The sequence below is a fragment of the Paenibacillus sp. PK1-4R genome (assembly GCF_030369595.1).
Classification (GTDB): Bacteria; Bacillota; Bacilli; order Paenibacillales; family Paenibacillaceae; genus Paenibacillus.
Window position 1 is genome coordinate 1,778,947 of record NZ_CP126535.1, and the last position, 25,758, is coordinate 1,804,704.

Genomic DNA, 25,758 nt, shown 5'->3' on the forward strand with positions numbered 1-25,758 from the left:
GGAAGGAGAATGTACATGGCGAAACTGGCCGATCCAGTTCAAGTAAAAGCAATTCCATCGGCAAGGAAACGAGCACTTCACAGAACTAACGTGATTGGGTGGCTGTTTGCTTCACCTTGGGCTATAGGGCTGCTATGCTTTTATGCAATTCCCATGCTAATGTCCATCTACTTCAGCTTCACTACTTACAGCATTCTGCAGCCTGGTGAATTTGTCGGAATGAATAATTATAGAGATCTTTTCCATGATCCTCTGTTTTGGAAATCCATATACAACACGCTTTATTTTACCGTATTTTTTGTTCCCTTAAGTATATTTATTGGTGTGGCACTCGCTATGATGTTGAATATGAAGGTCAAGGGTATGGCTGTATTCAGAACGATCTTTTTCTTACCTACTCTCGTGCCACAAGTGGCTCTGGCTGTTCTGTGGATGTGGCTGTTACATCCAAACTTCGGATTGGTGAACGGGATGTTAGCGAATATCGGTATCGAAGGGCCTCCTTGGCTTGGTGGTGAGTCATGGTCCAAGCCCTCTCTCATTCTGATGTCGCTTTGGGGTATTGGGCAAGCTGTCGTTATCTACCTTGCTGGATTAGGAGACATCCCTGAGGAGTACTATGAAGCGGCGCAAATCGATGGAGCTAACTGGTTTCAGAAAACGAGAAAGGTAACCCTGCCTTTGCTCACTCCCGTTATTTTCTACAACCTTGTCATGGGAATGATTGGTGCATTCCAACAGTTTACTCTTCCCTATACGTTGACCAAAGGGCAAGGAACTCCTGCAAATTCCATGACTTTTTACGTCATGTATTTATATGAGAACGGATTCAGATATTTCAAAATGGGTTATGCCTCCGCAATGGCCTGGATCTTATTTATTATCGTTATGGCATTAACCGGAATTATTTTTATTACGTCTAAACGCTGGGTTCATTATCAAGGGAAATAAGGAGGAGGAAGTAAGGGATGAATCCTACCGCTATCAAAAGAATCAATCGTGCGTTAGCCTATTTATGTCTAATTGTTGCTTCTGCATTTTTCATGATTCCGTTCATTTGGCTGCTTTCGACTTCTCTTAAACCACTCACACAAGTCTTTACATTTCCACCCGAGTGGATTCCGCATCCAATTCTGTGGAGTAATTATTCCCGTGCTGTTGAGTATATCCCTTTCTGGACATATCTGAAAAACACGGCGATTATAACTATCGTTAGTACGCTTGGTGTGATCATATCCTGTCCCTTGGTTGCATATAGTTTTGCCAAGTTAGAGTACCGTGGGAGAGGTATACTTTTCTTTGTTACCCTTGCTGTTATGATGATCCCCGGACAGGTGACGATGATTCCTCTATTCCTGTTGTTTACTAAATTAGGTTGGGTAGGAACACCTCTTCCACTGATTGTACCCCAATTTTTTGGAGTGCCCATTTACATTTTTCTATTGCGGCAGTTTTTCATGGGACTGCCTGATGCCCTGCGTGAAGCGGCCCGCTTAGACGGCGCTAGTGAGTTCCGTATATATTTACAGATCATGTTTCCACTAGCCAAATCCGCCGTTTTAGCCGTGGCATTGTTTCAATTTATGGGGAGCTGGACTGATTTCATGGGCCCCTTGCTCTATTTAACCAATGAACCATCTTACACGGTTTCGCTCGGATTGCAGCAATTTCAGAGTCAAAAGGGATCCGAATGGGGTCTATTAATGGCCGTATCCACCTTGATGACATTACCTATTATCGTTTTGTTCTTTTTTCTTCAAAAGACGTTTATTAGCGGCATTACATTTAGCGGTATAAAAGGTTGAACATCATTTATATGAATTAAGCTCCAGCGATGCGGAACCCCAGGGATGTTAGGACGGACCATTCCGCGACATGGATCGGCTGTTATGGACCCACAGGCATCAATGGCATTATCGATCAGATCGCTCAGGCTCTGTTGGCTTGAGAGGCAGCTTTTAGATGAGGAGAAACATCCAGCTCGTGGCCTGTCCCCTAAGTCGTAAATGATTAGCATAGCCCCATTATTAAAATTGTAAAATCAAAAGAAACCGTTATGCTGCGCCAATGGGACGCAGTAGCGTAACAAAAGCTGCATGGCCGATTGGCTTATGCAGGAGGAAGCGCCACGACGATGAAGTCGCGGCGCTTTTTTGCGTGCATCACGGCGCAGCTATCGTGATGCACCAAGTGTTGCCATCATGAAAGTGTGCTCGTGATGGCAGCATGAGCACCGCACTAATGCACGCGGTGCAACCCCATGAGGTACTGCCCCATTGGGCGCAGCACCTCATCCTGACGCGGCTTGCCATTGCATAAGCCGCGCTCCGTTTCACCTTTTACAACACTAAAAGCATCATTTAAATCGGAGAGAACAACATGATATAATCAAGACCATTACACCGAAAATGCTGTACCCGAGCACGTGAAAAGTCAGATGAAGATTAGTAATAAAATAAGAGGAAATCATGTGACGTTGATTGAAGAAAGACAAGCCTTTCGAAGCGAGCAATGGGTACAGATGCCGGTAGCACAGTTCAGATTAGATGAGCAGGCATGGAAAATCTATTGGCAGGACAGTAAGGGCAGATGGCATTTCATTGATGATATTAAACCGAATGAAGATTTTGAAACACAGCTAAAGATCGTGGACGAAGGTCATAACGGAATGTTCTGGGGTTAATTTTTCAAAAAAAGTGTTGGAGAGTTGAGTAAGCTAATTAACATTAAAAGATCTGAATGTCAAACGGGAAACCATTGAAGAGACGGACTCATTTTTTAGCAGGCATTCATCTTTAAAGAGAATTTGGAGGCCACAGAATGGACCTGAAGACATACCTGGCAGAGCATTTTCCAAACCTGACATTAGAAAAACCGCCTCTTTTTTATAATTGGGATGTTGCAATACGATTCGAACTTGGCAATCCTCTGATGTTTGGGATAAATACGGAGCATTACATGGAACAAGTTTATCATCGATCGCTTGACTTATTTAAGGCTCTTCATGATCAAGAAGATGAAGTCCTATTAATAACTCAAGCTTATTTTTCAGATAAGCCTAAACACAAAGTGAAGAAATTGAACCTGTACAGGAAATATATCAAGAAGAAAGGGCCAATTAGAGCCTTGAGACTTGAGATACTTTCAGGTTTGGATTGTGAACCGGATGAAGTCCCAGACCCAAGGAACAACATGTATAGGTACTGGACTAAATGTAGAGTTGAGGACTTGAAATATAATCAGTTAATCAAAGCTATATGTAATCATGATGTTGGAATTAAGCCAAAGATTTATCATAGTGTGTATTTTGTTAATATAAGTAAGAAAACGATATTTCACATCTATGATGATAGAGGTTGCGATGTTATTTCAGCAGCAAAGGAAGAGCTAATGGATGTCTATACAGAATATAACGATTGGATTCTAGATTATGATCGAGACAAAATTAACAATATATTTATAGGATAATGCGGGAAAACCTGAAATTAAATTGATCATAATCCCTAATGGAATGGATGATCGATGATCCAAGACAGTTTTCAGATGTTGATCGCGCAGGGGTAATGTATTATTTGAAACACAGGTTTGGAAAGAACTTCAAGAGTGTTCTGATGTAAGGAGTAAGGAGTATGGATAAAAAAGAAAAGAAGATTATTATTGCTATGATTGTACTTGCTGTAGTTGTATTAGGAGCTATATGGTACCTAAAAGTAGGCTATCTATTAAAGAAACCGCAGATGCCCGAAGCAAATATTGCAATTCAGACCCAAATGGTTGATGGTGGTGCGATTAGTATACGAAATGCTGATTACACGGAAAATCAAATCAAGGTTGGATATGAAGTGAAAGGGTTCAGTTTGGAGGAATATAATATTGCTTGTGAGCTTTATCATGACGGATATTTGATTTCAACTTCTGGCTCAACAGGTGGAGGTTTGATAGAACTGGACGAAAAGCATCATTACTTCATTGGTTATGAGAATATAACTGAAATGAATCTTCCTGAATCTATACATCTAAACGTGAAGATTAAAGTGACACCCAATGATTACAGACAAAAATCGATAACTTCATCCTTTGACGTTAGTCTTGATAAAGAAGTGCAATAGATTAAAGAGGGCAGCTATGTCCGCAAAGATCACCGTTGTATGATGAAAATCTTATTTCAAATGGTATCTCTCCATAACGGAGTCACGGAAAGTTTCGTATTCGGATAACTCTTCTACAGTGGAGGCTTGAGGTAAACTATATTGAGTTATCCCTTCAAGGCTGAATTTGCCTAAGTTATCATTGATTAATCCATAATCACCAAAGGAGTTTTTCATTAAGAAAAGCACACTTTTATCACCTTTCTGCAGTTCTACATAGTCATTAACTGTGTACTTGACGTCTCCTTCCAGGCTGACGGGTTCAATGATTGTTAATTCGTTCTGATCCGAAGGGAAATCTTCAGGTTTCTTCAATATCTTTTCAATCTTGATGTTTGTATTGGTGTGAAAGGATTGCATGGTTCCATCATCAAATGCAGTAATAACATGCTCTCGATCTCTGAAATCTGCTGTTGCATAACCAATAACGATCAGTTCAGCGAACGCATCCAGCTTATCTATTTCATGAAATATTAAAGAGTTGGCCGAAAGGTTGACGACTTTATGAATGGGCACGTCCGGTTTCGATTGACCATTTGCATAAGCGATTGCAACAGCAGAGATAGCCAGTACGAATAAAGAGACTAGTACAACCTTCCTTTTGAAAAAAGACATGATCTCATCCTCTCCGTCAGATTTAACTTCTTTTGAAAACATCTTGCTTCATTTCTACTATACACATATCTGAAAATTATTGTAAATTAATATCTGACAGAATTTCAATCCTGAATTCAGAATCAAAATATGGTGGCACCATTTCATTGATTTTTGGAACGAAAAGACAAAATATGTTGAAGGACCTAAAGCGTGACCATAAATTTTGATAGAAGAAACTCAAGGAGGGTCCTATGAAGACCATCGTTTATATGGTAAGGCATGCGGAGTCACCGTATACGGAAGGAACGGAAAGAACGAGGGGGCTTACTCTGGAGGGCAAGATGAATGCAGAACGAATAACGGAAATATTAACGAATGAAAGAATACATTCCATTGTCTCAAGTCCTTATGCCAGGGCTATTCTGACCTTAGAGGGTGCGGCAGCAGCGTTAGAATTAGATATTCAGATCATGGAGGATCTGCGGGAAAGGCATTTTTCAGATGATATGATTGCGGATGAAGAGTTCGAGCCTGCTTCGAAGAAGATGTTTGATGACCCGGATTATGCATTGCCAGGAGGCGAATCGAACACGGTTTGCCAGAATAGAGCAGTGGGCGTGTTGAAACAGATTTTAGAAGAATACAAGGGTAAAAAAGTGGCGATCGGCACACACGGACATGTAATGACGTTGATGATGAACTACTTTGATTCGGATTACGGATTGGATTTTATGAATCAAACCAAGAAACCGGACATTTATCGATTACAATTTGACGAGATGGAATTAGAGAACGTGACAAGGCTATGGAGTGAATAGGGTGAAAGTGAATAGGCGTGAACGCTTGTTCATAATTTGGGTTACAGGTAAAATATAGATATGATTAAATATGGAAGGGGTTGATTCCATTGACATTACAAAACTTGTTTCATGAAAAACCAACGAAACTATGGAACGAGAGAATGGTTAAACACGGAGATGAGATTTTTACAGAAGAGAGATTACTCATGTCTGATCAAGCCCTGGATACATATTTGCACCAATTAATAGCATTACAAGAAACGCAAGATTCTGAGCGCATGATGAAGGCTGTAGAAGAAGTTGTGCTTAGGTTTAATGAAATGAATGAGGCCAATGGTTACTTTATTGAAACGATGGAACGTGAAGAATTGGCTGATTTTATAGACAAGGCGGCTAGGCTAGCTGGGTTAGACATCCAGGATGAAGATATTACGGAAGAATGGAGAGAGTGGTAATTCGGCAGAACAGTGTTTTCCAATTTAATGATAAGGGTGATCAATATGGAACGAGGACTCATTATATTTTTGAACGGAACGTCAAGTTCGGGGAAGACGAGCATTGCGATGGAAATGAAAAATCAGGGAGATATTCCGTTTCATCATCTATCTGTAGATCAATTTCTGCATAATTATGATCAGTTTATCGACAATACATATCCAGATATGAAACCAACAAGAGAAGTGGAACACCATGTGATGACAGATATCCTGTTTGACCCCATCAATTCGTTGTACTGTGCAACCATTAAGCTGTTTTCGGAAATGGGTTTGAATGTCATCGTGGATACGGTTATCAGCAATGACAAGTGGTTTAACGATTTTTATAATTTACTATCGGATTATCCGATATTGTTTGTAGGCGTGCATTGCTCGAAAGAAGAACTCACCAGAAGAGAGCAGAGCAGGGGAGATCGTGAGATTGGACTTGCCCATTCCCAGTTCGACTACATCTACTCCTATGATGAATATGATCTGGAAGTAAATACGGAAGAGCTTAGCTCAGCTGCATGTGCGGAAAAGATATTAAGTTATATGAAGTCCGATCAGGAATACTCGGCATTTAAGAAGTTAAGCAGAAGAGAGGTAAAAACATCGTAAAAGAAATGAATTTAAGACCAAGGCTGGTAAGCTGGCGCTTTGATGATGAGGTGAGATCGGATAACTCGGAAGAATGGAATTGGATAGAGATCACGATGGTCTTTACAGATGGTTCCAGACGATGGAGCATCTTATATACACCAGAACGTTTGCTAAATAATTTGTCTCGACCGGACATTGACCCACCAGGTCTTCATATGCAGCAACTGATTGTTGTTAGAAGCTATGAAGTGGATGACATTGAGAGAGTGCTGAACGTTTTTGATGAAGAAAATAAATTGATCGAGGCATCAAGGGAATATCCAGAGTAGCTTCGAAATGATGAGTTCTACATCAGATGAGTTAATACATGATTCATGTTTTGAAAAGAAGATTGGAAGGTTGTCTGATTCTCTATGGAATAGAGAAGGGCCTTCCTCTTTTTGTTTTTAGAACTTTGCTGGACAAGGGGGAGAACGCTATGAATCCAGAAGATCATATTCAACACATGTTACAGGTAATCATTGAACAAACACAATCCATCATCAACGATAGTCGTAAACAATCTTTTGGATCACTGGAATATTTCCTGGGACATATTTTGGAGTATCGGGATGAACAGCAATACCTGACAGATGAGTGGCATATCCGCACACCGCGCTGGTTAGGGGAGTATGAGAATACGCCGGAGGAAGAAGAGCTTCTTTCGGACATCTACCGACTGCAAGGGTATATCGCTGAGAAATTAAAGGGCGGATAAAAGGCTCGCGATGTCGCATTAGTCCGGCTGAAATGTCGCAAAAGTACATGGTAACACGATACGGAGATCGTTTATACTCTCTTTATGTTTCGACAATGAAAATCATTATCAGTATTATGCATAAGGGGGATTCATCATGAAACAAGGAACAAAGGGGCAAGCGGCTGGTAACAAGGGCTATGCTGCTCACAAATCACGATTACTTATGGGCTTGATGCTGGCCCTTATTCTTGTTTTGACGGCTTGCGGTGCCGCAACAGGTACAGATAGCGGTAAGCAATCTGCGGCAACACCAGCGGAGACACCTGCGAATGCGGAAACGCAGACGGACGGAGCTTTTCCTGTAACGATCAAGGGTATGAAGGGTGACATCACTCTAAATGAAAAACTACAGAAAATTGCAGTGCTTGATGTTAAGTTTCTGGATCAGATGTTAGCGGTTGGCGAGAAGCCAGCTGGTAGTGTTATCGCTGGAGGCAACACCGATTTTCCAGAATACTTAGGTGATCAACCGAGTGATGTACAGGTTCTGGGTACACGGGACGAGCCTAATCTGGAAGCGATTGTAGCGTTGGACCCGGATCTGATTATCATGACGGACTTCCAGGAGAAACAGTATGAGAGTGTAAGCAAAATTGCACCTACCCTGGTACTCGATTTCTATGAAGATTGGCGGGATACGTTAGCTACAGTGGCTAAGATTACAGACAAGCAGGACGAGGCAGAGAAAGTGCGCACAGCCTATGAGGAGAAAGTTGCTGGTCTGAAGGCACAGCTGGCAGAGAAAATGGGAGATGAGACAGTCGCTCTGATTCGTCCGCGTAAAGAAGGCATTCGTGTTCATGGTATCGAGCACCGCACAGGTGGCATTTTGTATAATGATTTGGGCTTGAACATGCCTGAACTCGTTAAAGAGATCAAGGATGATACTTCTGTTGAAATTTCCATGGAGAAGGTTCCTGACATTGGGGCAGATCGTTATTTTGTGCTGTCGGATGAGCTGTTTGCGGCAGAAGCAGAGGCTATGTTGATTAATCCCGTGTGGAAGTCCCTCGATGCTGTGAAGAATAACCGCACGTATGACGTAAACTCAACACTGTGGATCGCTTATTACGGACCGCTTGCGATTAATCTGATTGTAGATCAGGCATCGGAAGCCCTGCTCGGATCGAATTAATATGAACCCATATCTCTCGACAGACTTATGGAAAGAGACGGTAGAGGATCATTCGATTTTGCTTGGTGAGCCGCCTGAACATAGTGTCCGTACCATTGCTTTGATTGAGTTGCATGACGAAGAGGCGTGTCGAGAGTATATCAGCTGGTTTCAGAACTATATCGATGCGCCTGACATGAAAGTCGCAGCCTCCATGTTAGCCAAGAGGCTTGGCTATCTATGGACGACTCCGCTCGTGACCGCGATGACGTTTCATCATCAGCATGTTACCTTTCAGCTGGAGAACAGCTTTCTCTATCATCCGGCGCTCTCAGATCATGAGGGCGGCACACGATTTCCTTTTCTAGCGGTGAACGGGCTTCAGGCTGAAGAACTGACTGGAGACAGGAGCGTATGGCGGGAAAAGGCAGTCCAGAGCATGTTTGCGGTACAGCTGACACCTCTGTTAAAGACACTTGCTGCGATTGCGCCTCTTTCGATGAGTATTCTCTGGGAGAATATCATGGTACGTATCGGCCGACTATTCGCTCCTGATGAAGCCGAAACTGAGCAGGAAAGTAAGATCATTCAAGAGGACTTTTCATATCTGACGCAGGTGGCATCCGGGGAAGTGTTTGGTGAGAGGAAGAATCCGTTAACCCGCTTCACCGATTGTAAGGACAATGTGCATGTTGCCAAAAGCGAGCGAATTACCTGCTGTTTCTATTACCAGATGTCAGGCGAATATTGTCTCAAATGTCCGAAAATTGACAATGAGAAAGAATCTCAACTAAAATGACAACAGCAAGAATTTTACCTTTGCTATTGTCAGGAGATGAGAGAAATGCCGCTGCAAGAACAGACAAGTCTATGGAGTGATACAACGATCAAGATGCTTGACGGGTATAGTGGTACTTTGCAGACAGGCAGCGTTTTACACGAAACGGATTTAACTTCAAATGTGCTGCTGCTGGCATATGGAGGGGAAGGGGAGCTTGCAATGGATGGCGAGGGTAGCCACATTGGAGCTTCTTTTGCCTGTCATGTGGTGAAGGGATCATCCTTTACGCTGACGGCCAGATCAGACGAACTTTATTATATCGTAATCATGTACGAGGCTTCTTCCATGGAAGGAGCCTCCCATGCCATGCCCTCGTATCGCAAACATCCGCTGCAAAATTCGTTTATTCAGAACCCTGTGACTCAGGCAGAATGGATCCAGAATGCGGAAAAAATCGTTGCCAAATGGCGTCGTGGCGAAGGACTTGAACGATTTCATGCCCATGCGTTGCTTCAGGGGATGATCTATGAACTGATCATGGAGTATGAACGTGGTCAAGGCGGAGCAGAGTCCGACATGGTGGATGTGGTCGTGTCATATATATCATCGCATTATCGCCAGAATCTGGAGCTTAAAGAGCTGGCGGCTCTTGCCGGATGCAGCGTAAGGCAGTTACAGCGACGATTCAAACAAGAGAAGCAGCTTGGACCAATGGAGTACGTCATCCAGCTACGAATGGAAAATGCATCGCGGATGCTGCATCATACAGATGCGTCCATTGGGGAAATTGCTGACAAGATGGGCTACCGCGACATGTATTATTTCAGTAGGGCGTTTAAGAAATATTATGGCGTCCCTCCGCTGCGTTATCGGCTTGATGCGGCTAAGGAAACAGATGCAAATTATGCTCAATCCTTGCTGCGGAATCGCATGGCTTCTTCGTACGAGTCGGACCAAGGCCCTGTGATATGCCATATGCGAGGTGAATATCCTGTCACCCGTTCTCCGCAACGTATCGCTGTACTTGATGTTCAATATGCGGATCATTTGCTTGCACTTGGATTGTCTCCAGCAGGAAGTGTGGGATTGGGAAGTGGAACGTTCCATTTCCCGCAATATATCAGGGCAGGACTTCAGGGTACCGAGATACTCGGAACGTATGAGTACCCTGATCTGCTTGCGGTAGAACGATTGTCACCGGATCTGATTATTTGCACCGAGGTACATGATCAGTACTATGAACGGTTAAGCCGCGTCGCTCCAGTTCTTATGTTTAAGCGCAATGAGAGCTGGCAGACCATTCTTGGCCTGTTCGGTGAATTAACTGGTAAACGAGCAGAGGCAAAACGTATACTTGCGGATTATCACCGACGAACCACATTGCTTTCTGAAGAACTTGCTCCAGTACTGGCAGGTAAGAGCGTGGCACTGATTCGTCCGCTGGATTCTCTGGTTCGCGTACATTCTGCTTCGCATCGTACAGGTGCTGTGCTGTACCGTGATCTGGGTCTGCCTGTCCCGTTATTTGTAGCAGATACCACCGACACGGCCTATCATATCTCCGTTGACAGACTACCGGCTGTGCAGGCGAGCCACTACTTTTTGCTTAGCAATGAGATCATGCAGGAGGGTATATCCGCGACCGAGCAACGTGTCTGGAGGATGCTTGATACGGATGAGAGACAGCAAATACACTCCGTAGATGCGGCGACATGGATCGGTTGTTATGGACCAACAGGCATCAATGGCATTGTGGATCAGATTGAACAGGCGTTGTTGGCTTGATAGGTAGTTGTTGGCCCTAGCCTGCTTGCAGCGAAAGTTGGTACGCGCTACCTTTCAAAAAGTTGATATGTTCCAAAAGCATCGGAAGGCCGTCGGATTCCCCATGGAATGAAGAAGGGCCTTTTTGTTTTATTACTATAATAAAGGACTCACTGCATACTCGCACTCTGTACAACCCTGCATATATTCAGCGTATTTAAAGCCCGTAGGAGTGTATGGATACGGGGTTGAGAAAACTAATAAATCTCCCTTATTCGCCAATTTCCTTTCGCAATTGTAACAATATGGGTTATCATATACGTAGTTCAGGCACTATTAGGAGGGGATTCAATGAAAAAAAATATAGCAATAATCATACTAATGGTTGGATTGGTAATAAGCATGTACTTCAACTATCAATTCAAAGCGTACAAAGACAATCAAGAAGTTGATTACGCGGTTAAACTAAATCATGGAACTCAATTTGGTATAAAAGAATCCATCTACAATTTAGATAATGTGATAAAAAGCTTAGAGGACGGCTCTTCCAAGGAAACAGTCATACATGCCTTAGGAAATGTGGCGGTATCTTTGAAAGTTGGTGAAGAATCATTCGTCTTTCTGAATTCCGACTTCAAGGAAGATCAATTATCATCAACCAATTTAATCTACAATGTGTTTAGAGATATGTATACGTATATAAGTGTAGAAATCACAGACGACATTTTATCGAATAAGATATCGCTAGAAAAAGAATCGAGAAATCAACTGATTAAGGATATAGGAGTGCTTAAACAAGATTTGGAGTATATCGATAGTCAATTTAACGAGGATATTCTGAAAGAACAAAGTCCTAAGTGGATTGAAAATAAATGGAAAGAGTTAATTGGAGAGATTGTAAATCGAAATACGGAATATAAGTTATATGAAAGAATGAAAACGAAATACAATCTATAAGTGTTTTGTGGAAGACAATTGACATCTAAATAACAACATATCTACGCTACGTTGCCTCCACTTCTTTGTATACCGAGGGTTTCGAAGAAGTGGAGGTAGCAGGTAACCCTGAACTACCTTATTGAATTGCGACAAGTCGCTGCACTCTTTAAGGTAGTGAGGGTTAGTAGATATAAGAACACTTTATGAAATTCTCGATAATACTTTTTTGGGGAGAACTGATGAAACCATTACAAATTATCAAAATGCCTCCATACTTTAAGATTCTAAATTGTAATATCACCGAGGTTCTAGATGGATTACTAATAGAAGATAATTCTATTTTATTTTTAGACATTTACCATGAAGAAGATCTCGATACCTACTTATCTAAAAATAAAGTATTAAAGTTAGATAATGTGATACAAATAATCGATAACTCAAATAAGATGAGTTTTATACCATATATCAAATCCAAGAAAGATTTATTAGAGCAATATAGGTATCAAGACTGGGACTTTTCTTGTATTGTCTTTGATAAAAATTTAAAGTGTCTTTTCTACATAAGAGGGATAGAGGACGCAGGAGAGAATGGAATTAGAATAAAAGAAATGGAGCCAAATTTATATAATAAATATTTTTTTAATTATCAAGAATAGAAAGTAACTCTTAAGTAGATGAGTAAGGAGGGACATTATGAAGCTTTTTCGTGGAAAAGAAGCCTTAATTCAAGGTACTGATCATATAAAACCTTCAATATATACGCCTCTAGGAACAATTGAACTTTCTCTTGCTGTCTCCAGCGAATGTTATCTTCCTACTCACTGTGCTCAGCTCAAACATGGCGGCACACTATACCAGTATTACTACGACTCGTTTGATTGCGAGTTATTGCTCTGTAATCTGAACCATAATCTTTCTTCACCTCAGGAAGTAGACGAATGCTGGGGAGCCGTATATAGAATCAAACCCAATGCATATCATCAGATAAGCACGTGTAGCTTTTCTGCTTCGTGGAAAGAGGGATACAGCTGGGAAGATCACGGAGCTGACACGGGAGAAAATCTTGAAGCTGTAGAATATGAGAATGAACAATACCGTCTACACATAGGAACTCAAGAAAAACCACTGATAATGCGAAAAAGAAACCAAGGTGATATGATTCCTAAATTTCTTGCTTTAAACTCTGATTTTGAGAAGTATAGTTCTGTCTTACATTCTGATCAAGGCGTTGAAGTACCTATGATACAGATGGATTCCCGCGAGATATGCCAAGTACATTTTTTGATAGCGTGGAAGAGAAAAATAGAAGGGGATATTTCTACTTGGTTAGCTGTAGACCAGCCCACCAAAGAAATCTTAAAGGAAGAAGATATTTGGTAAACGATAAACGAAAATAGTATATAAAGAACAAGAGACACATCCTTGATCAAGTAGTGGGAGAAGTATATATAGGATATTTTTGGTACGTCTAAGGTAGAAGGAGAGAATGGATATGAACAACATAAACTCTCATAATTGTAACCTAAATATAAGATATGACCTGCCTGTTGAGGTATGGGATAAAGTTTCTAAAGTATATGAGAGTATGCCAGGGTGGATTGGTTATAAAAGTGGAATTCCATATTGGTTTGGAACTGAAGAGGATGATGTTTTCATTGAAGCATCCGTTGAGCCTAGTGGATTATCATTTTATGCACAGATGGATAGCGATGTATGGATGTCTTGGATAGAAACATTTAAGTTGGAAGCGACAAAAGTGTTGGGTTTTGATGTTGGTGAACCTGAAGATGGATATGTGTGATGAAAGAAGGAGGATAAAAAGAAAAAGTGATAAATTCTATTAGCATTGATGAACGGAATGGGACCACATTTAATGAAGAGATAGTTATGAACCCTACATGGGCAGACAGTTTACGTTTTTTGAGAAAACTCGATGGAGATAAATTTACATTAGTTTTTTTTGAGGTATCAGACACAGGTTCAGCATTAGTTGGAGGCGGACCGGAATATTTTGTAGTGTCTATTACAATTGATGAACATATATATACGCTTATGAACGATAAGCAGGGAAATAGTGAATTTTCTCTAGTTATTGGTGGTCAGTTGGGAAATTATTGCGATAACATTTGTATAGAATTAATACCCATGCTTGAAGTACTAAAGTATTTTTATGAAACTGGTAAACTACACGAATCACATCAATGGAAGCAAGAATAATAATTACTGGTCAGTTAGGGTTCTTCGGCTCGTAAATACCAAATGTTATGTGCAATTGTATTAAAAGAGTTGGAGTAGCGGAGGTCCATACATCCATTTTTAAAGAGGTGAAACTCCTGAAAGACAAAACCGAAGTAATGGCCTATTTTTGTTTGTTTGGAGATGAAGTCGATCCGAATCATGTAACTTCAATACTTAAAATTGAACCTACGAATACGGCTTATAAAGGAGATATAATTAACGAAAAGCTTCGAGTAAAAGAAACATCATGGACATTGGGTACAGAGTATGAAGAATCATTAGATGTAAATCACCAATTAAGAAAAGTAGTCGATACATTAAGAAACAAAGTAAAAGAGATCAATTCGATTCGGATTGAACATCAATTAAGCACGAAATTTTTCATTGTAATAAGAATAGAAGAGGGGGAAACGCCTGCTCTTTATTTCGATTCTGATTTTATTGAATTTGTTAATATGATTCATGCTGAAATTGATGTTGATTTGTATGCAAATCCATATAATGAAGAATTAGAATAACAAATAAAGTTTGTAAGACACGCTTCCAAGGAATGGACATCAGATAACATTGTGTAGGAATAAACGAACCTTAAGGCTCATCAATATCGGATAATAAAGTGTTAATGATGTGGGGCGAGCTGCTTTTTTGCTGAAAATAGTGGTGTTTTTCTTTAAGGAGGATCTTACATAATGAGAAAACGGCATTCTATTGATAAAGCGGAGTGGTCAGAAACAAGAGAGAACCAGTATCACAAAGAATGCAAGGATATTGTATTTGCATATGGCGATAGACTCATTGAAGTGGATGGCACGGTTTATTTGAAACGAAAAGAAGTCGAGATTAAGGTAATAAAACCTCTTAAACGAAAAACATTCTGGTATGAAACTTGGCTAAAGATCAAAGAAATCTACAGTACATAGTCTAATGAAATTCAACATGATCGCTTAAGAGCCAGTGAAGGTTGATTAATCATTTGGTGAGTAATATTTGGAGGTAATTGAATGACGATAATTTGTCTCGAAGGTGCCAGTTCTGTAGGTAAAAGTACCACTTGTCAGCAGTTCGCTACACAATATGATGCATTTATTGTTCCAGAAACAGGGCTTCTTTTTGAATCTCCTCAACTTGACGGTAAGGAACTTATGATGTGGTTGCTGGAGAGACAAATCGATAGATGGCATATAGCATATGAGAAGAATCAACAACATGAGTATGTGATTTTGGATGGCGATGTATTTAAGATTTGGTACAGCTGGATATATGGTTATGAGCACCTATCTCTAGATGAAACAGCGAACTTTTTTAGAAAGAAGTTATTGAAGAATGAAATATCATTACCGGATGCTTATGTACTATTCTGGGCTGAAGAAGATGAGCTGCGCAAGCGAAAGGAGATGGATCAGACAAGATCCAGAAGAAATTTTGATAAACATCTGCACATGATTGAACCTCAAATGAGATACTTCCATTATCTTAATGAACTGGTACCAGGATATGTAGGGATTCATAAAGCAGAGACTGTAGCAGATAATATACATCATATTGTAAAGCATAGCGAGACATTACCGGACATAAAAAAACGAGAGATCGAAATCTTTGATAGAGTAATTGATTTTTACAAGAGTACTACTCCTTAATCTTAGTGTGATTCTAATAACAGATCCCAAAGCTACTCTAGCTGTGTCTTAGATAACTGACCCAATACTGCGAGTAAAGGGAAAAGAACATGTGAGGTGAGTTATGGGCGTAAGAAAAATATAAACGTAAAATCGTTCGCTCCAATCGATTATTTTATTGGTATGTTGAACCGGATATTGACGATGAAGGAATAATTAAATTACATATCGTTTCTGAGGATAAGAAGTTAATCGTTACTTATGAAGTGGGACAACATAGTATTAAGAACAAGATCCCATTTATAGTCATCATCGGAGAAGAATTCGAAGGCTGGACAACAGAATATATAGGATACAGAAGAGTACTAACACCGAAATGGAGCGATGAGATCATCACGCCAAAATGGATAGGTGAAATGATTGATTGGTGCCTCTTGAAAGATAAAGAAATAAACATCGTTAATTGGAAAGGTGAACTTCTCCGACCTCTCTCTTGAATGGAGTGTAATTGCATTTGAAAATAACTTGGATTCATGTGGACTCTTTCTGAGAACGCATACTCGAAAACAAGAGATGTGATTAACATTTAATATAAAAGGAGAGAAGCTAATGCAGATGAATCGTGGACATCACACGGTAAAGAAAGTAATCGCTTGTATTCTGTCATACATATTTATCATCATGGCAATAGCATTACCTGCCCAGGCTGATGAGAAACAGGTTGAGACTACACCTTCCAGGATTCCTTTATCCAAGTTAGAGGAAACGATTGATGCTTATGTTGCATCGTATGAGAAGTATACCGCTGCCGTTTCGGTTGTAGCTATCAAAGATGGTGAAACCATTGTGAATAAGGCATATGGTTACGCAGATATTGAGAATCAGCGAAAGGCGGACACCTCTACGGTTTTTGAATGGGCTTCCATCTCGAAACTGTTGGTCTATACGAGTGTGATGCAGCTTGTCGAACAAGGAAAGCTTGATTTGGAGACGGATATCCAGGAATATCTGCCATAGATATACTCCATGTAATACAAAGACTCGTGAATGACTTCTATATATCAATGGTATTAAGTGGGGTCAATTAAACTGAGTAAAGGCAGCAGTTCCTTATGTGGGACAGCTGCCTTTGTGTTAGTTGTTCTTTGACAACTTGTGCCTCGGCATATTGAAGGGGGAACAAGATCATCCTATTTTTTGTCTCTCAAAATAAATAATTTAATAGAACTGTAAATAACCACTAGAATATTCAATAATAATAGACCTATATACCCATCCGTTAATTTTGTTCGTTCAATCCACTTATTCACTAACTCTCCAGAGAGAGCTTGTTTTCCTAAATATTTATCTATATCCTTTTGATTTATTTCATCCCTATATATAAGTGGAAACTCCATGCTGTTGGAAGAAGCAGCTAGCGGCGGATAGAACTCTACCCATTTTTGACCTGCCCATCGATCATACTTATAACGAAAGTCTGCGCTGGACTCAAGGATGTCCCACCTCAGAAAACCCAATATGATTAGAATACAAAGTGTGATGACGCTAATTATTAGCTTCTTGATAATCAAATACACCCCCTCCTTATGTTTTACTACCAAAAATATAACTGTGTGAGAACAACATTATCATCCATATATTCTATCAGCATTTTCCGTTATCTGTAAGTGGATTGTCTCAATGAAATGCTAGTAAGTAAAAAAAACAATCGATCAAAGAATTGTTGCAGAAAGCGCTAAAGTTGCGAGGATACAACCTTAAAATGATCAAAACGTATTGTAATCAGGTCAATTGTTTCTGATCTATTCTTCCGGGCTACGTGTAGGTGGAATTATATGTATTCGTTGCAACTTTCTCGATATTGAAAGGAAAACACTCCTCGTGAGACAGGGGAAGTGATAAAAGGAAGGGAGGAAACTTCTTTCAAATCTCGGCTGGGATATCGTGTAGAAATACATAGCTGAAGATAGACCCAATCGTTAATGTCTCCGGGGCAATCTTCTGATTATCAACATTTTACCGAGCGGAGCGTGCAGGAGGTTTTTGAAGAAACCAAGCAACGCACAAGATTTTTGAGAATGCTTATATTCATATCCTGAGGCAGCTTCTACACAAGTGTTTTGAATATCGTGCAGATATTTCCTTGTTAGAGATGCAAAGTCTTAGAGTGCGCGAATAACTCAACGATATACGAGTTTTAATGATAAAAATACCTATAATTTAAAATATTGTTGAAGTGAAGGAATATTGAGAAATGTTTTCTCTGCTGAATCTCCCTTTTTCACCAAATTTTTCTTCGCAAATATCTTAACATGAGTTATCATATATGTTAGTTCGTACCCTGAAGGAGTAGTAATCATATTTTACATAGATTAGATGTTATCTGAGATATTTGAATAATTTTAAACCCCAAATATAAATTGAATTATATTATTTTAACGAAGGATGAGTAAGATGGCGAATGCTGAAAAAACAAAAGAGATTATTGAAATAGCACCTGAAGTGACTATTGATCAGGGATTTGTCAAATTACCTATCAATCATGATGCATTGCGAGGCTTCGTATCAAGTTTGTTAGGTCGGCCACAAGTGGTGGAGAATGTATTCAAGGGATCATTTAGTGTCGAGATAAGCAACATAATAAATATTCATCATGTTTTAACGCAAAGAGTACGTCAAAATCCTTCTGAATTACTTGATTTTAGAGCAACAATTACATTTGAAGATGATTCATCTATTAAATTAGGCTCATTTGAAGAGCTTAGAACCTACAATTCAACCCAGCCGTTAGTAATAACTCGTCTTAATGTGTATTGGTCATTCTTAGTTCATTTTCCGGATAAGAAAAGTCCCGAAAAACAAGAAACAGAAATGGTTTTTATTTCAGATCAAACTATACTTAACAAAAATATAGATAGAATTTATTCACTATCAGAAGTAGGGGCAATAAAATTTGTTATTGGGTATACAGATCGAACATGGGGAAACGATATTCAAAACTTGTTATCCAATCAAGTTAAGGTGTTACTTGAAGACGAAAGATCATTTTATAAAACCATTAAAAAGAACCAAAATAGAATCACACTATTAAGTTCAATTTCATTATTTTTAATTGTTTTATTTGGTTGCATATATACTGTAAATTCTTACTCAGAGTATTCTGTAAATAAAATTAATAATATCATCATAGGAACAAACGATATTAACATAAAGTTAAATTATATTTCTGAATATATTGCTAGTGGCGATTGGCAACAATTTAATTTATATGCGATTATTCTCTTAATTGGAGGTGTTTTTCTCTCAATATTAGCTGGTTTTTTATTTGACGGTATTTTGGGGAAAATGACACTACATGAAGCATTTATATGTCTCAATGAACATACAAAGAAATATAAGGCCAAAAGTAAGAAGAAATCAAGGAATAGTATAATAAAATTTATAGCTTCCTTTGTTTTTAGTGTTTTTTGTGGTGTGATTGGAAATGTAGTGTTCCAAGTTCTAATAAATTGATAGATTGTAATAAAACTAGAATTTCTCCAATCTTGTTAATGAATTTAGGTTAATTGGTAGAATATAAACAATTCGAACGCTGTTCCAGTTTGTTATCCTTCGACTTAAATGGTTTCAGCACAACGACATGAGAAGTGTTTATAGAATCGTTTACTGAATTTTGTAAGAGAAAGGAAAATATATTATGGAAAATAAAAACTATAAATTGTATAAATTGGAAAGTAAACATGATTTTATTCATTATTTACGCTTCCTTATAGTTACGGCTCATAAACAAGTACTACAGTATAGAAAATACATTAATGAACTAAAAAAAACAATAGAGGAACTGGATCTTAACAGTGATGAAGTTAAGTTTTTTAATGGTGAGATTTATGACGAATTTAGAGACAAACTTGGTTTTGTCTCTTTAGGGTTGCTGAATATATTTGCAGACGAAACTAACACAGCGGCATCATATAAAAAGTTGCGAAAGATAATAGATAGAAAAAAAGATATTGATTTCGGACTTTCTGATTTATCAGATGATATACAATCTATTATTTCTCAGTTTAATAATGGTCGGAATTGGTCGGCACACATGCCTGAATCTATTATACATGCACAACTTGAGGTATTAGAAAAGAATAAAGGTTCAGAAATTACAAATAAGTTAATAAATAACTACAACCCTATTACTGCTTATTTATATAAGCGCTACGATAAGAAATGGCTGTTTAGTTTACTTGATCAATCCTCACAAAACTATGAGGGGTTCCGTAGAGTGTTACAACAAATGAAAAAGGACTATTCAGTACTAATAGGGAAAAGTATGGAGTTAGTTACAAATCATCAGGATATTAGATTGTTTGATGAGGATTTTGAGATTCCTTCACTTTCTATGGAAATGCAAAATAAGAAATACAAAAGAAATTAATAAAATATTGAATAGCTATTTCTCTAAATCATATTGATCGAAAACATGAGCTGGGTTTAATTTATAAGAAGAAGGGTGGAGAAGCTCCGCCCTATATTTTTATCTATTTATCATTTTCAAAATCATAGTAATAAACCACACCAGAGTATTTGTCTACATGATACCAGCCATAGGTAGCCATATTGTCAGGAAAGTCTTCATATGCCCGAATTACATATTGGCCCTTACTTTCTCTCTCCTCTATAAAATGAATCTACATAAAGGTAGATCTTCTAAATTGTTGCTTTGACTGGGGTTCCTTATGATGCAAATGCTAATACTCCGGAAATAGTTGAACCAATTAAAATAACTATGAACAAGTCTTTAACTTTTAAATTAATCAAATCTCTTAACGATAGATTGTTACGAAGGACACCCTTTGTTTGTGTATGGTCGCTTACAGGAAATCTTACTTCGTATGGTTCCATAGTATACCGAAAAGAAGGTGCTGATTTTTTGTCGAAGTGTAATGCAAAAATAACGTGCTTAAATATGATGTACTTTCTTCAATCCTCAACTTCCCTAAGCAAATACCCCACAGAAACCTCCAAAGCCTTTGCAATTACCACTACTTCGTAATCCTGAACAAGACGATATTGCCCCTCCAATCGTGAGAGACTCGTTTGACTGATATCCAAGCCCAGTGTTTGTAGTCTGGCGAGGAATTCTCTTTGTTTGATTCCTTTGCTTTTACGAATAGCTACGACTCGGGAGCCGATGATGTTTTTGTCGCCAGGCGGTTCTTGTCTATGCTTCATTATTTACACCCCTCATTTCAACCAAATTGTATGAGAGATAATGGTTGTTTTAATGCGGAAATCGAATTAAAATGAAATAAACCGATAATCGCATTAAAAATGGCTGCTCACGTCTAGTTTTAACAAGACCTGGCGCAGCTTAGACCCATCAGAGAGGTGGATGTATGAGCCGGTTGCTTGACTTATTGGAAAAGGAACGGCGCAAGCTTAATCAGCTTGGTGAGGCATCCTTGAAGCAAGCGATTCCGTTGTGGGACAATCTCGAGGTTCAGGAACAGAGCCGAAGGGTAGATGAACTGGTGGCACGAGTGAGTGAAATGAAGGCGAGACATAACCGAGTTGTACGATGATGAGTGAGGTACATAATGCGCAAGGGAGGATGAGCAATGAATTTTCCACCGTGGTTGGAACAAGCGATTCAGGCCAGGCTGGATGAGGTGTCTTCGCGGATCGAGCAAGAGCCTGAATTGAGTCGCGTTCGTAATGAAACAGACGAAGCTTTCAAAGGATTGTTTGCTGGCGAGGATATGGAGCAGACACCTGGATACGCTGAGTGGGAGAGCCGATACATTGTCACCAAAGGGATGGAGAATGAGCGGTTGTACATGCAAGGACTGAGGGACGGCATTCAGCTCACAGTTTCCTTGTTGGGACAGTCGATGTTTGAGGAGACAAATACAAAGGCTGTTCAAACCATTAACGCGAACCCATAAGTCAGGGGGAGCGACCTTATTCTCTACCTAAATAAAAACAGCCGAAGCGTGTAACTATCGCTTCGGCTGTTTTTATAATCTCTACTTTTCCCAAATCTAATTCTTACTTCGCACTTACCGATTTAAACCAATCATTTACTTCTTGCGTGATCTGATCTCCGCCATTGGATTTCCAGTTAGCGACGAATTGGTCAAAGGCATCAATTGGCAGATTGCCGTAGATGATTTTGTTGAAGGTTTCCATCTCAGACTGACGGAGCAGGTTCCATTTGGATACCATAGTTGGTGTTGCAGCGCCAGTGAAATAGTTTTGTTTACGGACGTCGATCTGGGACATAACGACTTTACCTGCATACCAGTTTTCCGGTTTGCGGAATTCGGCCATTTGTTTCTCGTAAGGTGTTTCAGGCTTCTCGCCGTTGGCCAGTTTCACGAGTGTTTTCATGTACAGATCCGGGATACGTGCTGGGCCGGTCAGGAAAGGGAATTCGTTGGAGAAGTCTTTGATCTTCTCTTTGTCACTGGTCGGTTGTCCGTCAATGATATCCCAGTCGTAACCTTTGGCGAAGCCGTATTCATACTCACTGCCCGCTTTCGGGTTCGCGAGGTTATCCAGCAGGTAGTTGTAATACAAGAAGATGGCTTCTGGATGCTTCGCATCTTTGTTGATCATGATACTTGCGTTGACACCAGAGTTCTGCCATTTCGTACCGATCTTGCCGTCTGGGCCAGCTGGAACAGGGTAAGCTTTATACTTTGATCCAGGTACGTTCTTCAGCAGGTCAGGTGCAGGCCAGTCCGGTACCCAGTTTGCGCCAGGCAGAATGCCCGCTTTGCCGGCTGTCCAGCTTTCAGCGGATTTGCCTTCGTCCCACAGAGCGGAGTCAGCGTGGATATAACCTTTATCCATCCATTCAGCCAGCTTGGCAAGGGCTTGTTTGGCACCCGGGTTAACGGAGCCGTACTCGAGGTTGCCGTTTGCGTCTTTGTTCCATTGCTCCTCGATTGTGCCGTATGCACCGAACAACCAGTCAAGCTGACCCATCCAGGTGTTGGTGTTATTTTTCAGCGAGATCGCCAGCGGGAATACTTTGTCTGGAGACAGACCGTCCGGGTTCTCGTTCTTGAATTTGTCCATGATGTTCTCAAGGTCTGCGATGGTTTTCGGAGCTTCCAGGTTCAGCTTCTCCATCCAGTCCTCGCGGAGCCAGAGCAGTGTATCGTCGTTATCGGTGTACTCCATGATCGGCATGTTGTATTTCTTGCCGTCCTTGGTGAACGGATACCACAGTTCAGGATGTGCTGCTGCGTGATCTTTCAGGGTCTGACTCGCATACTTGTCGAACAACTCATCGATGGCGATGAATTGACCGGAGTCGATCAGCTGATTGGTCAGTACCGCATTGGTGGGTACGGTAACGAAATCAGGCAGTTTCTCGCCAGAGGCGATTGCCAGTTGCAGCTTTTGTCTGTATTGATCGTCATTGGCCGGATACCAAGTATCTTTGTGCTTCATACCCAGCGTTTCGAGCATCCAGCGATCGTGCACGTTATTTTCTTTGGTATCTCCTTGCACGTATTTCTTCGGCATTAATACCGAACTGAACTCGATGGGTGGGTCATATTTTCCTTTGGCAAAAGCAGCTTCTGCTTCCGCTGAGCCGACTGTTCCCGGCGTATTATCGCTACCATTGTCACTGGCTGTCTCGCCACTGCCGCACGCAGTGATCGTGATGAGCGCGATAACCATGAGCAGTGACCACCATGTTTTGAATTTGATCATTGTTCAATCCCCCTACGGTGTATGATCTTTACAAATGCGTGTTCAAAAAGGCCGGTTTTCAGTACCGAGAAGATGGGATGAAGCTAGAAATGGAGTAGCGGAGCGTAGATAGAGCTACGTGAGCAACGGACATTTCGGCTGAATTCCATATTCGATGCTGATGATGCCGCTAGGCATCCTTCGTAATCAAAAGCGGACTTTTTGAACAACCTCTACAATGTAACTGTACCAATTTGGGCGGGAGGGCATCTATATGAGTTTGTTAGTTTCGATAGGACTCTATTAGTGAATGTTCCAATGAATGTTCAAATGAAGTTCAAAAAATTCGGTTTTCAGTACCGAGAAGATGGGATAAAGCTAGAAATGGAGTAGCGGAGCGTAGGAAAACTACGTGAGCAACGGACATTTCGGCTGAATTCCATATTCGATGCTGATGATGCCGTGAGGCATCCTTCGTAATCAAAAGCGGATTTTTTGAATAACCTCTAAGATGTTATTTGTGCTGGTCTCTGTATTCTTGCGGCGTAACGCCGAATTGACGCTTGAACACTTTGATAAAATAAGCCGGGTCCATATAACCAATCTCCATGCTGATTTCATACACTTTTTTGGTGGTCGTGACCAGCTTGTGACAGGCCCGATCCATACGCAGGCGCGAGATATAATCACTGATGCCTTCGCCCGTTTCGATCTTATAGATCTTGGACAAATGGGTCGGGTGCAGATTGACATGGTCGGCCAGTACACGCAAAGACACATCCAGATGCAGGTTTTTATCTGTAAAATCCTGAATCTTCTTCACATACTCAGAACGGATGTCCTTGATCTCGTTGGACGTGCCTTCCTTGAGTTTGCCAAGCACACTGAGCGACCATTTCCGCAGTTTGCTGATGGTAGCGAAAACTTCCCCACTTTGTAAATCCTCGACATCATTTCCCATTAAGGTGGTCAGAGTCAGCTTGTTTCGGTGAGCGATGTTGGTGAACGATGCTGTAATGAGAAAACCAGCCTCCATGCAGTGCTCCCATGATTCCGACCATTTCTCATCCAGCTCTGCGCAGACCGCGAGGATTTTCTCTTCCGCTGCATCCCACTGTCCGCTCTCTAGCAGACTAATGAAGGTGGGCGGGGTATACAGCACATCGAGTGGACCTTGCGCCGCAGGTGTCTCAACATCGCTAACGCGCATGACGAATTCGCGTTCGTCGCCGACGATCTGCCGGAAATAGGCTGAAGCCTGACGGAAGCGATCGTAAATCTGGTCCGGAAAGGTGAACCACTCGGTGATGACAATGGAGAGGGAGCCTTTCAGAAACTGTTTTACTTTGGATTGAAGCTGAATCGATAACTTCTCCAGGATGGTTTCTTTGCCAATATCGCCTTTCCGTTCTTTCATTTGCAGTAGAAACACCAGATATCCGTGCTCCTCCTTCACGCCCCACACTTCCATAAACTCACCCATAATCTCTTCCGCCATATTGATGATCGCATATTCGATCAGGGTCTGATCATTGCTGTCATAGTGTCCGAATTCTTCTTCCAACCTTACCAGCATTAAAGCGGCATCCCCGGTGTGAAAAGGCAGAGCATAATTAGCGAGCTTCCGATCCCATTCCGCAACCGCGATTCGTTGTCCCTGCAAAGCCCCCAGAAGCAGTCGTCCCCGCAAATGGGGGAGATTCTCTCGCAATGTAAACTGCGTCCGTGTCAGTGAACTGACAAGTTCCCATTCATTGTTCAATTGATCGATGGCCTTCTGAACGGCCCCCATTAATTCATCGTCAGTTGGGGGCTTGAGCAGATAGTCCACGGCCTCGAACTGAATGGCTTTTTTGGCGTAATCAAATTCGGAATACCCGGATAACAGAATACATTTTATTTTTTTGTCCCGGATGCGGATGCGTTCGATCAGTTCAATGCCTGTCATTTCGGGCATCTGGATGTCCGAGATCACGATATCGATGGGATGGGTGTCAATCATTTGTAGTGCTTCGTGGGCCGAGTATGCTTTATGCACATGTTCGATGCCTAGCGTGTGCCATGGTTTGGTCATGGACAGGTTATCGACCCAGTGTGCTTCATCGTCTACGATCATCATTTGCATTATAATGTCTCCCTTGGTGGTTGGTATATAAGGCCAATAATCAAAATCAAAGGATAC

30 protein-coding genes and 1 pseudogene are annotated in these 25,758 nt (G+C 40.7%); 26 read left to right on the plus strand and 5 right to left on the minus strand.

What is annotated here, in order from left to right:
* Positions 1 to 15 precede the first annotated feature (15 nt).
* From QNO02_RS07555 to QNO02_RS07575, 5 genes and pseudogenes are all read left to right on the plus strand, one after another.
* Positions 16 to 951: a carbohydrate ABC transporter permease gene (locus tag QNO02_RS07555; RefSeq protein WP_091033373.1), complete on the plus strand. Its 936-nt coding sequence runs from the start codon at positions 16 to 18 to the stop codon at positions 949 to 951.
* 17 nt (positions 952 to 968) lie between these two features.
* A complete protein-coding gene (locus QNO02_RS07560; protein ID WP_091033370.1) occupies positions 969 to 1,805 on the plus strand; it encodes a carbohydrate ABC transporter permease in 837 nt (278 codons plus the stop codon).
* A 599-nt stretch (positions 1,806 to 2,404) separates the two neighbouring features.
* Positions 2,405 to 2,683: pseudogene (locus QNO02_RS07565) on the plus strand (DUF3024 domain-containing protein); the annotation flags it as partial.
* A gap of 137 nt (positions 2,684 to 2,820) precedes the next feature.
* Positions 2,821 to 3,468: a DUF3885 domain-containing protein gene (locus QNO02_RS07570; protein WP_289391602.1), complete on the plus strand. Its 648-nt coding sequence runs from the start codon at positions 2,821 to 2,823 to the stop codon at positions 3,466 to 3,468.
* Between the two features lie 161 nt (positions 3,469 to 3,629).
* Entirely contained in the window at positions 3,630 to 4,109 is a 480-nt protein-coding gene (locus QNO02_RS07575; protein WP_289391604.1) for a hypothetical protein, read from the plus strand.
* Positions 4,110 to 4,160: 51 nt separating this feature from the next.
* Here QNO02_RS07575 and QNO02_RS07580 read toward each other — a convergent pair whose 3' ends face one another.
* On the minus strand, positions 4,161 to 4,763 hold the full coding sequence (locus QNO02_RS07580; RefSeq protein ID WP_289391606.1) for a hypothetical protein: 603 nt from the start codon (positions 4,761 to 4,763) through the stop codon (positions 4,161 to 4,163).
* 233 nt (positions 4,764 to 4,996) lie between these two features.
* On the opposite strand from QNO02_RS07580, the gene QNO02_RS07585 reads away from it, so the two are divergent.
* The 17 genes from QNO02_RS07585 to QNO02_RS07665 all read left to right on the plus strand — a co-directional run bounded on the left by QNO02_RS07585 (position 4,997) and on the right by QNO02_RS07665 (position 16,892).
* Positions 4,997 to 5,563 carry a histidine phosphatase family protein gene (locus QNO02_RS07585; protein WP_289391608.1) on the plus strand — a complete coding sequence of 189 codons (567 nt, stop codon included), beginning with the start codon at positions 4,997 to 4,999 and terminating at the stop codon, positions 5,561 to 5,563.
* A gap of 89 nt (positions 5,564 to 5,652) precedes the next feature.
* Positions 5,653 to 6,000: a hypothetical protein gene (locus QNO02_RS07590; RefSeq protein ID WP_289391609.1), complete on the plus strand. Its 348-nt coding sequence runs from the start codon at positions 5,653 to 5,655 to the stop codon at positions 5,998 to 6,000.
* Positions 6,001 to 6,045: 45 nt separating this feature from the next.
* Entirely contained in the window at positions 6,046 to 6,642 is a 597-nt protein-coding gene (locus QNO02_RS07595) for a chloramphenicol phosphotransferase CPT family protein (protein WP_289391610.1), read from the plus strand.
* Positions 6,643 to 6,647: 5 nt separating this feature from the next.
* Entirely contained in the window at positions 6,648 to 6,953 is a 306-nt protein-coding gene (locus tag QNO02_RS07600; RefSeq protein WP_249911431.1) for a hypothetical protein, read from the plus strand.
* Between the two features lie 149 nt (positions 6,954 to 7,102).
* Entirely contained in the window at positions 7,103 to 7,381 is a 279-nt protein-coding gene (locus QNO02_RS07605; RefSeq protein WP_289391611.1) for a hypothetical protein, read from the plus strand.
* Between the two features lie 136 nt (positions 7,382 to 7,517).
* Positions 7,518 to 8,558: an ABC transporter substrate-binding protein gene (locus QNO02_RS07610; RefSeq protein WP_289391612.1), complete on the plus strand. Its 1,041-nt coding sequence runs from the start codon at positions 7,518 to 7,520 to the stop codon at positions 8,556 to 8,558.
* A gap of 1 nt (position 8,559) precedes the next feature.
* The gene (locus QNO02_RS07615; RefSeq protein ID WP_289391614.1) at positions 8,560 to 9,336 is read left to right on the plus strand and encodes an IucA/IucC family C-terminal-domain containing protein; all 777 of its coding nucleotides are present in this window, start codon (positions 8,560 to 8,562) and stop codon (positions 9,334 to 9,336) included.
* A 45-nt stretch (positions 9,337 to 9,381) separates the two neighbouring features.
* On the plus strand, positions 9,382 to 11,103 hold the full coding sequence (locus tag QNO02_RS07620; RefSeq protein WP_289391615.1) for a helix-turn-helix domain-containing protein: 1,722 nt from the start codon (positions 9,382 to 9,384) through the stop codon (positions 11,101 to 11,103).
* Positions 11,104 to 11,433: 330 nt separating this feature from the next.
* The gene (locus tag QNO02_RS07625) at positions 11,434 to 12,039 is read left to right on the plus strand and encodes an oxidoreductase (RefSeq protein WP_289391616.1); all 606 of its coding nucleotides are present in this window, start codon (positions 11,434 to 11,436) and stop codon (positions 12,037 to 12,039) included.
* 221 nt (positions 12,040 to 12,260) lie between these two features.
* Entirely contained in the window at positions 12,261 to 12,677 is a 417-nt protein-coding gene (locus QNO02_RS07630) for a hypothetical protein (protein ID WP_253506615.1), read from the plus strand.
* Positions 12,678 to 12,714: 37 nt separating this feature from the next.
* Positions 12,715 to 13,401: a hypothetical protein gene (locus QNO02_RS07635; protein ID WP_289391617.1), complete on the plus strand. Its 687-nt coding sequence runs from the start codon at positions 12,715 to 12,717 to the stop codon at positions 13,399 to 13,401.
* Positions 13,402 to 13,513: 112 nt separating this feature from the next.
* Positions 13,514 to 13,822: a hypothetical protein gene (locus QNO02_RS07640; RefSeq protein WP_289391619.1), complete on the plus strand. Its 309-nt coding sequence runs from the start codon at positions 13,514 to 13,516 to the stop codon at positions 13,820 to 13,822.
* Between the two features lie 26 nt (positions 13,823 to 13,848).
* Positions 13,849 to 14,238: a hypothetical protein gene (locus tag QNO02_RS07645; RefSeq protein ID WP_289391620.1), complete on the plus strand. Its 390-nt coding sequence runs from the start codon at positions 13,849 to 13,851 to the stop codon at positions 14,236 to 14,238.
* 137 nt (positions 14,239 to 14,375) lie between these two features.
* Complete coding sequence (locus tag QNO02_RS07650) at positions 14,376 to 14,777, plus strand: DUF4279 domain-containing protein (protein WP_289391621.1); 402 nt, start codon at positions 14,376 to 14,378, stop codon at positions 14,775 to 14,777.
* A gap of 171 nt (positions 14,778 to 14,948) precedes the next feature.
* Complete coding sequence (locus QNO02_RS07655; RefSeq protein ID WP_289391622.1) at positions 14,949 to 15,179, plus strand: hypothetical protein; 231 nt, start codon at positions 14,949 to 14,951, stop codon at positions 15,177 to 15,179.
* Between the two features lie 81 nt (positions 15,180 to 15,260).
* Positions 15,261 to 15,896 (plus strand): P-loop NTPase family protein, encoded by a 636-nt coding sequence (locus QNO02_RS07660; protein WP_289391623.1) that lies wholly within the window; start codon positions 15,261 to 15,263, stop codon positions 15,894 to 15,896.
* Positions 15,897 to 16,484: 588 nt separating this feature from the next.
* Complete coding sequence (locus tag QNO02_RS07665; protein ID WP_289391624.1) at positions 16,485 to 16,892, plus strand: serine hydrolase domain-containing protein; 408 nt, start codon at positions 16,485 to 16,487, stop codon at positions 16,890 to 16,892.
* 173 nt (positions 16,893 to 17,065) lie between these two features.
* Here QNO02_RS07665 and QNO02_RS07670 read toward each other — a convergent pair whose 3' ends face one another.
* Complete coding sequence (locus tag QNO02_RS07670; protein ID WP_289391625.1) at positions 17,066 to 17,446, minus strand: hypothetical protein; 381 nt, start codon at positions 17,444 to 17,446, stop codon at positions 17,066 to 17,068.
* Between the two features lie 883 nt (positions 17,447 to 18,329).
* Between QNO02_RS07670 and QNO02_RS07675 the strand changes: the two genes are divergently transcribed.
* Both QNO02_RS07675 and QNO02_RS07680 read left to right on the plus strand, forming a co-directional pair.
* Positions 18,330 to 19,388, plus strand: coding sequence for a hypothetical protein (locus tag QNO02_RS07675; protein ID WP_289391626.1), 1,059 nt, complete (start codon positions 18,330 to 18,332; stop codon positions 19,386 to 19,388).
* Positions 19,389 to 19,572: 184 nt separating this feature from the next.
* Entirely contained in the window at positions 19,573 to 20,304 is a 732-nt protein-coding gene (locus QNO02_RS07680) for a hypothetical protein (RefSeq protein WP_289391627.1), read from the plus strand.
* A gap of 545 nt (positions 20,305 to 20,849) precedes the next feature.
* Here QNO02_RS07680 and QNO02_RS07685 read toward each other — a convergent pair.
* Positions 20,850 to 21,101, minus strand: coding sequence for a helix-turn-helix domain-containing protein (locus tag QNO02_RS07685; RefSeq protein ID WP_289391628.1), 252 nt, complete (start codon positions 21,099 to 21,101; stop codon positions 20,850 to 20,852).
* A gap of 164 nt (positions 21,102 to 21,265) precedes the next feature.
* On the opposite strand from QNO02_RS07685, the gene QNO02_RS07690 reads away from it, so the two are divergent.
* Positions 21,266 to 21,451: an aspartyl-phosphate phosphatase Spo0E family protein gene (locus QNO02_RS07690; RefSeq protein ID WP_289391630.1), complete on the plus strand. Its 186-nt coding sequence runs from the start codon at positions 21,266 to 21,268 to the stop codon at positions 21,449 to 21,451.
* Between the two features lie 36 nt (positions 21,452 to 21,487).
* Positions 21,488 to 21,814: a hypothetical protein gene (locus tag QNO02_RS07695; protein ID WP_289391632.1), complete on the plus strand. Its 327-nt coding sequence runs from the start codon at positions 21,488 to 21,490 to the stop codon at positions 21,812 to 21,814.
* 103 nt (positions 21,815 to 21,917) lie between these two features.
* Here QNO02_RS07695 and QNO02_RS07700 read toward each other — a convergent pair whose 3' ends face one another.
* Positions 21,918 to 23,597 (minus strand): type 2 periplasmic-binding domain-containing protein, encoded by a 1,680-nt coding sequence (locus QNO02_RS07700; RefSeq protein WP_289391634.1) that lies wholly within the window; start codon positions 23,595 to 23,597, stop codon positions 21,918 to 21,920.
* Positions 23,598 to 24,090: 493 nt separating this feature from the next.
* Positions 24,091 to 25,701: a response regulator transcription factor gene (locus QNO02_RS07705; protein WP_289391635.1), complete on the minus strand. Its 1,611-nt coding sequence runs from the start codon at positions 25,699 to 25,701 to the stop codon at positions 24,091 to 24,093.
* Positions 25,702 to 25,758: the final 57 nt, after the last annotated feature.

Bases quoted from the DNA above. Each gene is read 5' to 3' on its own strand.
- QNO02_RS07555 (WP_091033373.1), top strand. From the start codon at position 16: ATGGCGAAACTGGCCGATCCAGTTCAAGTAAAAGCAATTCCATCGGCA.
- QNO02_RS07560 (WP_091033370.1), top strand. From the start codon at position 969: ATGAATCCTACCGCTATCAAAAGAATCAATCGTGCGTTAGCCTATTTA.
- QNO02_RS07570 (WP_289391602.1), top strand. From the start codon at position 2,821: ATGGACCTGAAGACATACCTGGCAGAGCATTTTCCAAACCTGACATTA.
- QNO02_RS07575 (WP_289391604.1), top strand. From the start codon at position 3,630: ATGGATAAAAAAGAAAAGAAGATTATTATTGCTATGATTGTACTTGCT.
- QNO02_RS07580 (WP_289391606.1), bottom strand. From the start codon at position 4,763: ATGTCTTTTTTCAAAAGGAAGGTTGTACTAGTCTCTTTATTCGTACTG.
- QNO02_RS07585 (WP_289391608.1), top strand. From the start codon at position 4,997: ATGAAGACCATCGTTTATATGGTAAGGCATGCGGAGTCACCGTATACG.
- QNO02_RS07595 (WP_289391610.1), top strand. From the start codon at position 6,046: ATGGAACGAGGACTCATTATATTTTTGAACGGAACGTCAAGTTCGGGG.
- QNO02_RS07600 (WP_249911431.1), top strand. From the start codon at position 6,648: ATGAATTTAAGACCAAGGCTGGTAAGCTGGCGCTTTGATGATGAGGTG.
- QNO02_RS07605 (WP_289391611.1), top strand. From the start codon at position 7,103: ATGAATCCAGAAGATCATATTCAACACATGTTACAGGTAATCATTGAA.
- QNO02_RS07610 (WP_289391612.1), top strand. From the start codon at position 7,518: ATGAAACAAGGAACAAAGGGGCAAGCGGCTGGTAACAAGGGCTATGCT.
- QNO02_RS07615 (WP_289391614.1), top strand. From the start codon at position 8,560: ATGAACCCATATCTCTCGACAGACTTATGGAAAGAGACGGTAGAGGAT.
- QNO02_RS07620 (WP_289391615.1), top strand. From the start codon at position 9,382: ATGCCGCTGCAAGAACAGACAAGTCTATGGAGTGATACAACGATCAAG.
- QNO02_RS07625 (WP_289391616.1), top strand. From the start codon at position 11,434: ATGAAAAAAAATATAGCAATAATCATACTAATGGTTGGATTGGTAATA.
- QNO02_RS07630 (WP_253506615.1), top strand. From the start codon at position 12,261: ATGAAACCATTACAAATTATCAAAATGCCTCCATACTTTAAGATTCTA.
- QNO02_RS07635 (WP_289391617.1), top strand. From the start codon at position 12,715: ATGAAGCTTTTTCGTGGAAAAGAAGCCTTAATTCAAGGTACTGATCAT.
- QNO02_RS07640 (WP_289391619.1), top strand. From the start codon at position 13,514: ATGAACAACATAAACTCTCATAATTGTAACCTAAATATAAGATATGAC.
- QNO02_RS07650 (WP_289391621.1), top strand. From the start codon at position 14,376: ATGGCCTATTTTTGTTTGTTTGGAGATGAAGTCGATCCGAATCATGTA.
- QNO02_RS07655 (WP_289391622.1), top strand. From the start codon at position 14,949: ATGAGAAAACGGCATTCTATTGATAAAGCGGAGTGGTCAGAAACAAGA.
- QNO02_RS07660 (WP_289391623.1), top strand. From the start codon at position 15,261: ATGACGATAATTTGTCTCGAAGGTGCCAGTTCTGTAGGTAAAAGTACC.
- QNO02_RS07665 (WP_289391624.1), top strand. From the start codon at position 16,485: ATGCAGATGAATCGTGGACATCACACGGTAAAGAAAGTAATCGCTTGT.
- QNO02_RS07675 (WP_289391626.1), top strand. From the start codon at position 18,330: ATGGCGAATGCTGAAAAAACAAAAGAGATTATTGAAATAGCACCTGAA.
- QNO02_RS07680 (WP_289391627.1), top strand. From the start codon at position 19,573: ATGGAAAATAAAAACTATAAATTGTATAAATTGGAAAGTAAACATGAT.
- QNO02_RS07685 (WP_289391628.1), bottom strand. From the start codon at position 21,101: ATGAAGCATAGACAAGAACCGCCTGGCGACAAAAACATCATCGGCTCC.
- QNO02_RS07690 (WP_289391630.1), top strand. From the start codon at position 21,266: ATGAGCCGGTTGCTTGACTTATTGGAAAAGGAACGGCGCAAGCTTAAT.
- QNO02_RS07695 (WP_289391632.1), top strand. From the start codon at position 21,488: ATGAATTTTCCACCGTGGTTGGAACAAGCGATTCAGGCCAGGCTGGAT.
- QNO02_RS07700 (WP_289391634.1), bottom strand. From the start codon at position 23,597: ATGATCAAATTCAAAACATGGTGGTCACTGCTCATGGTTATCGCGCTC.
- QNO02_RS07705 (WP_289391635.1), bottom strand. From the start codon at position 25,701: ATGCAAATGATGATCGTAGACGATGAAGCACACTGGGTCGATAACCTG.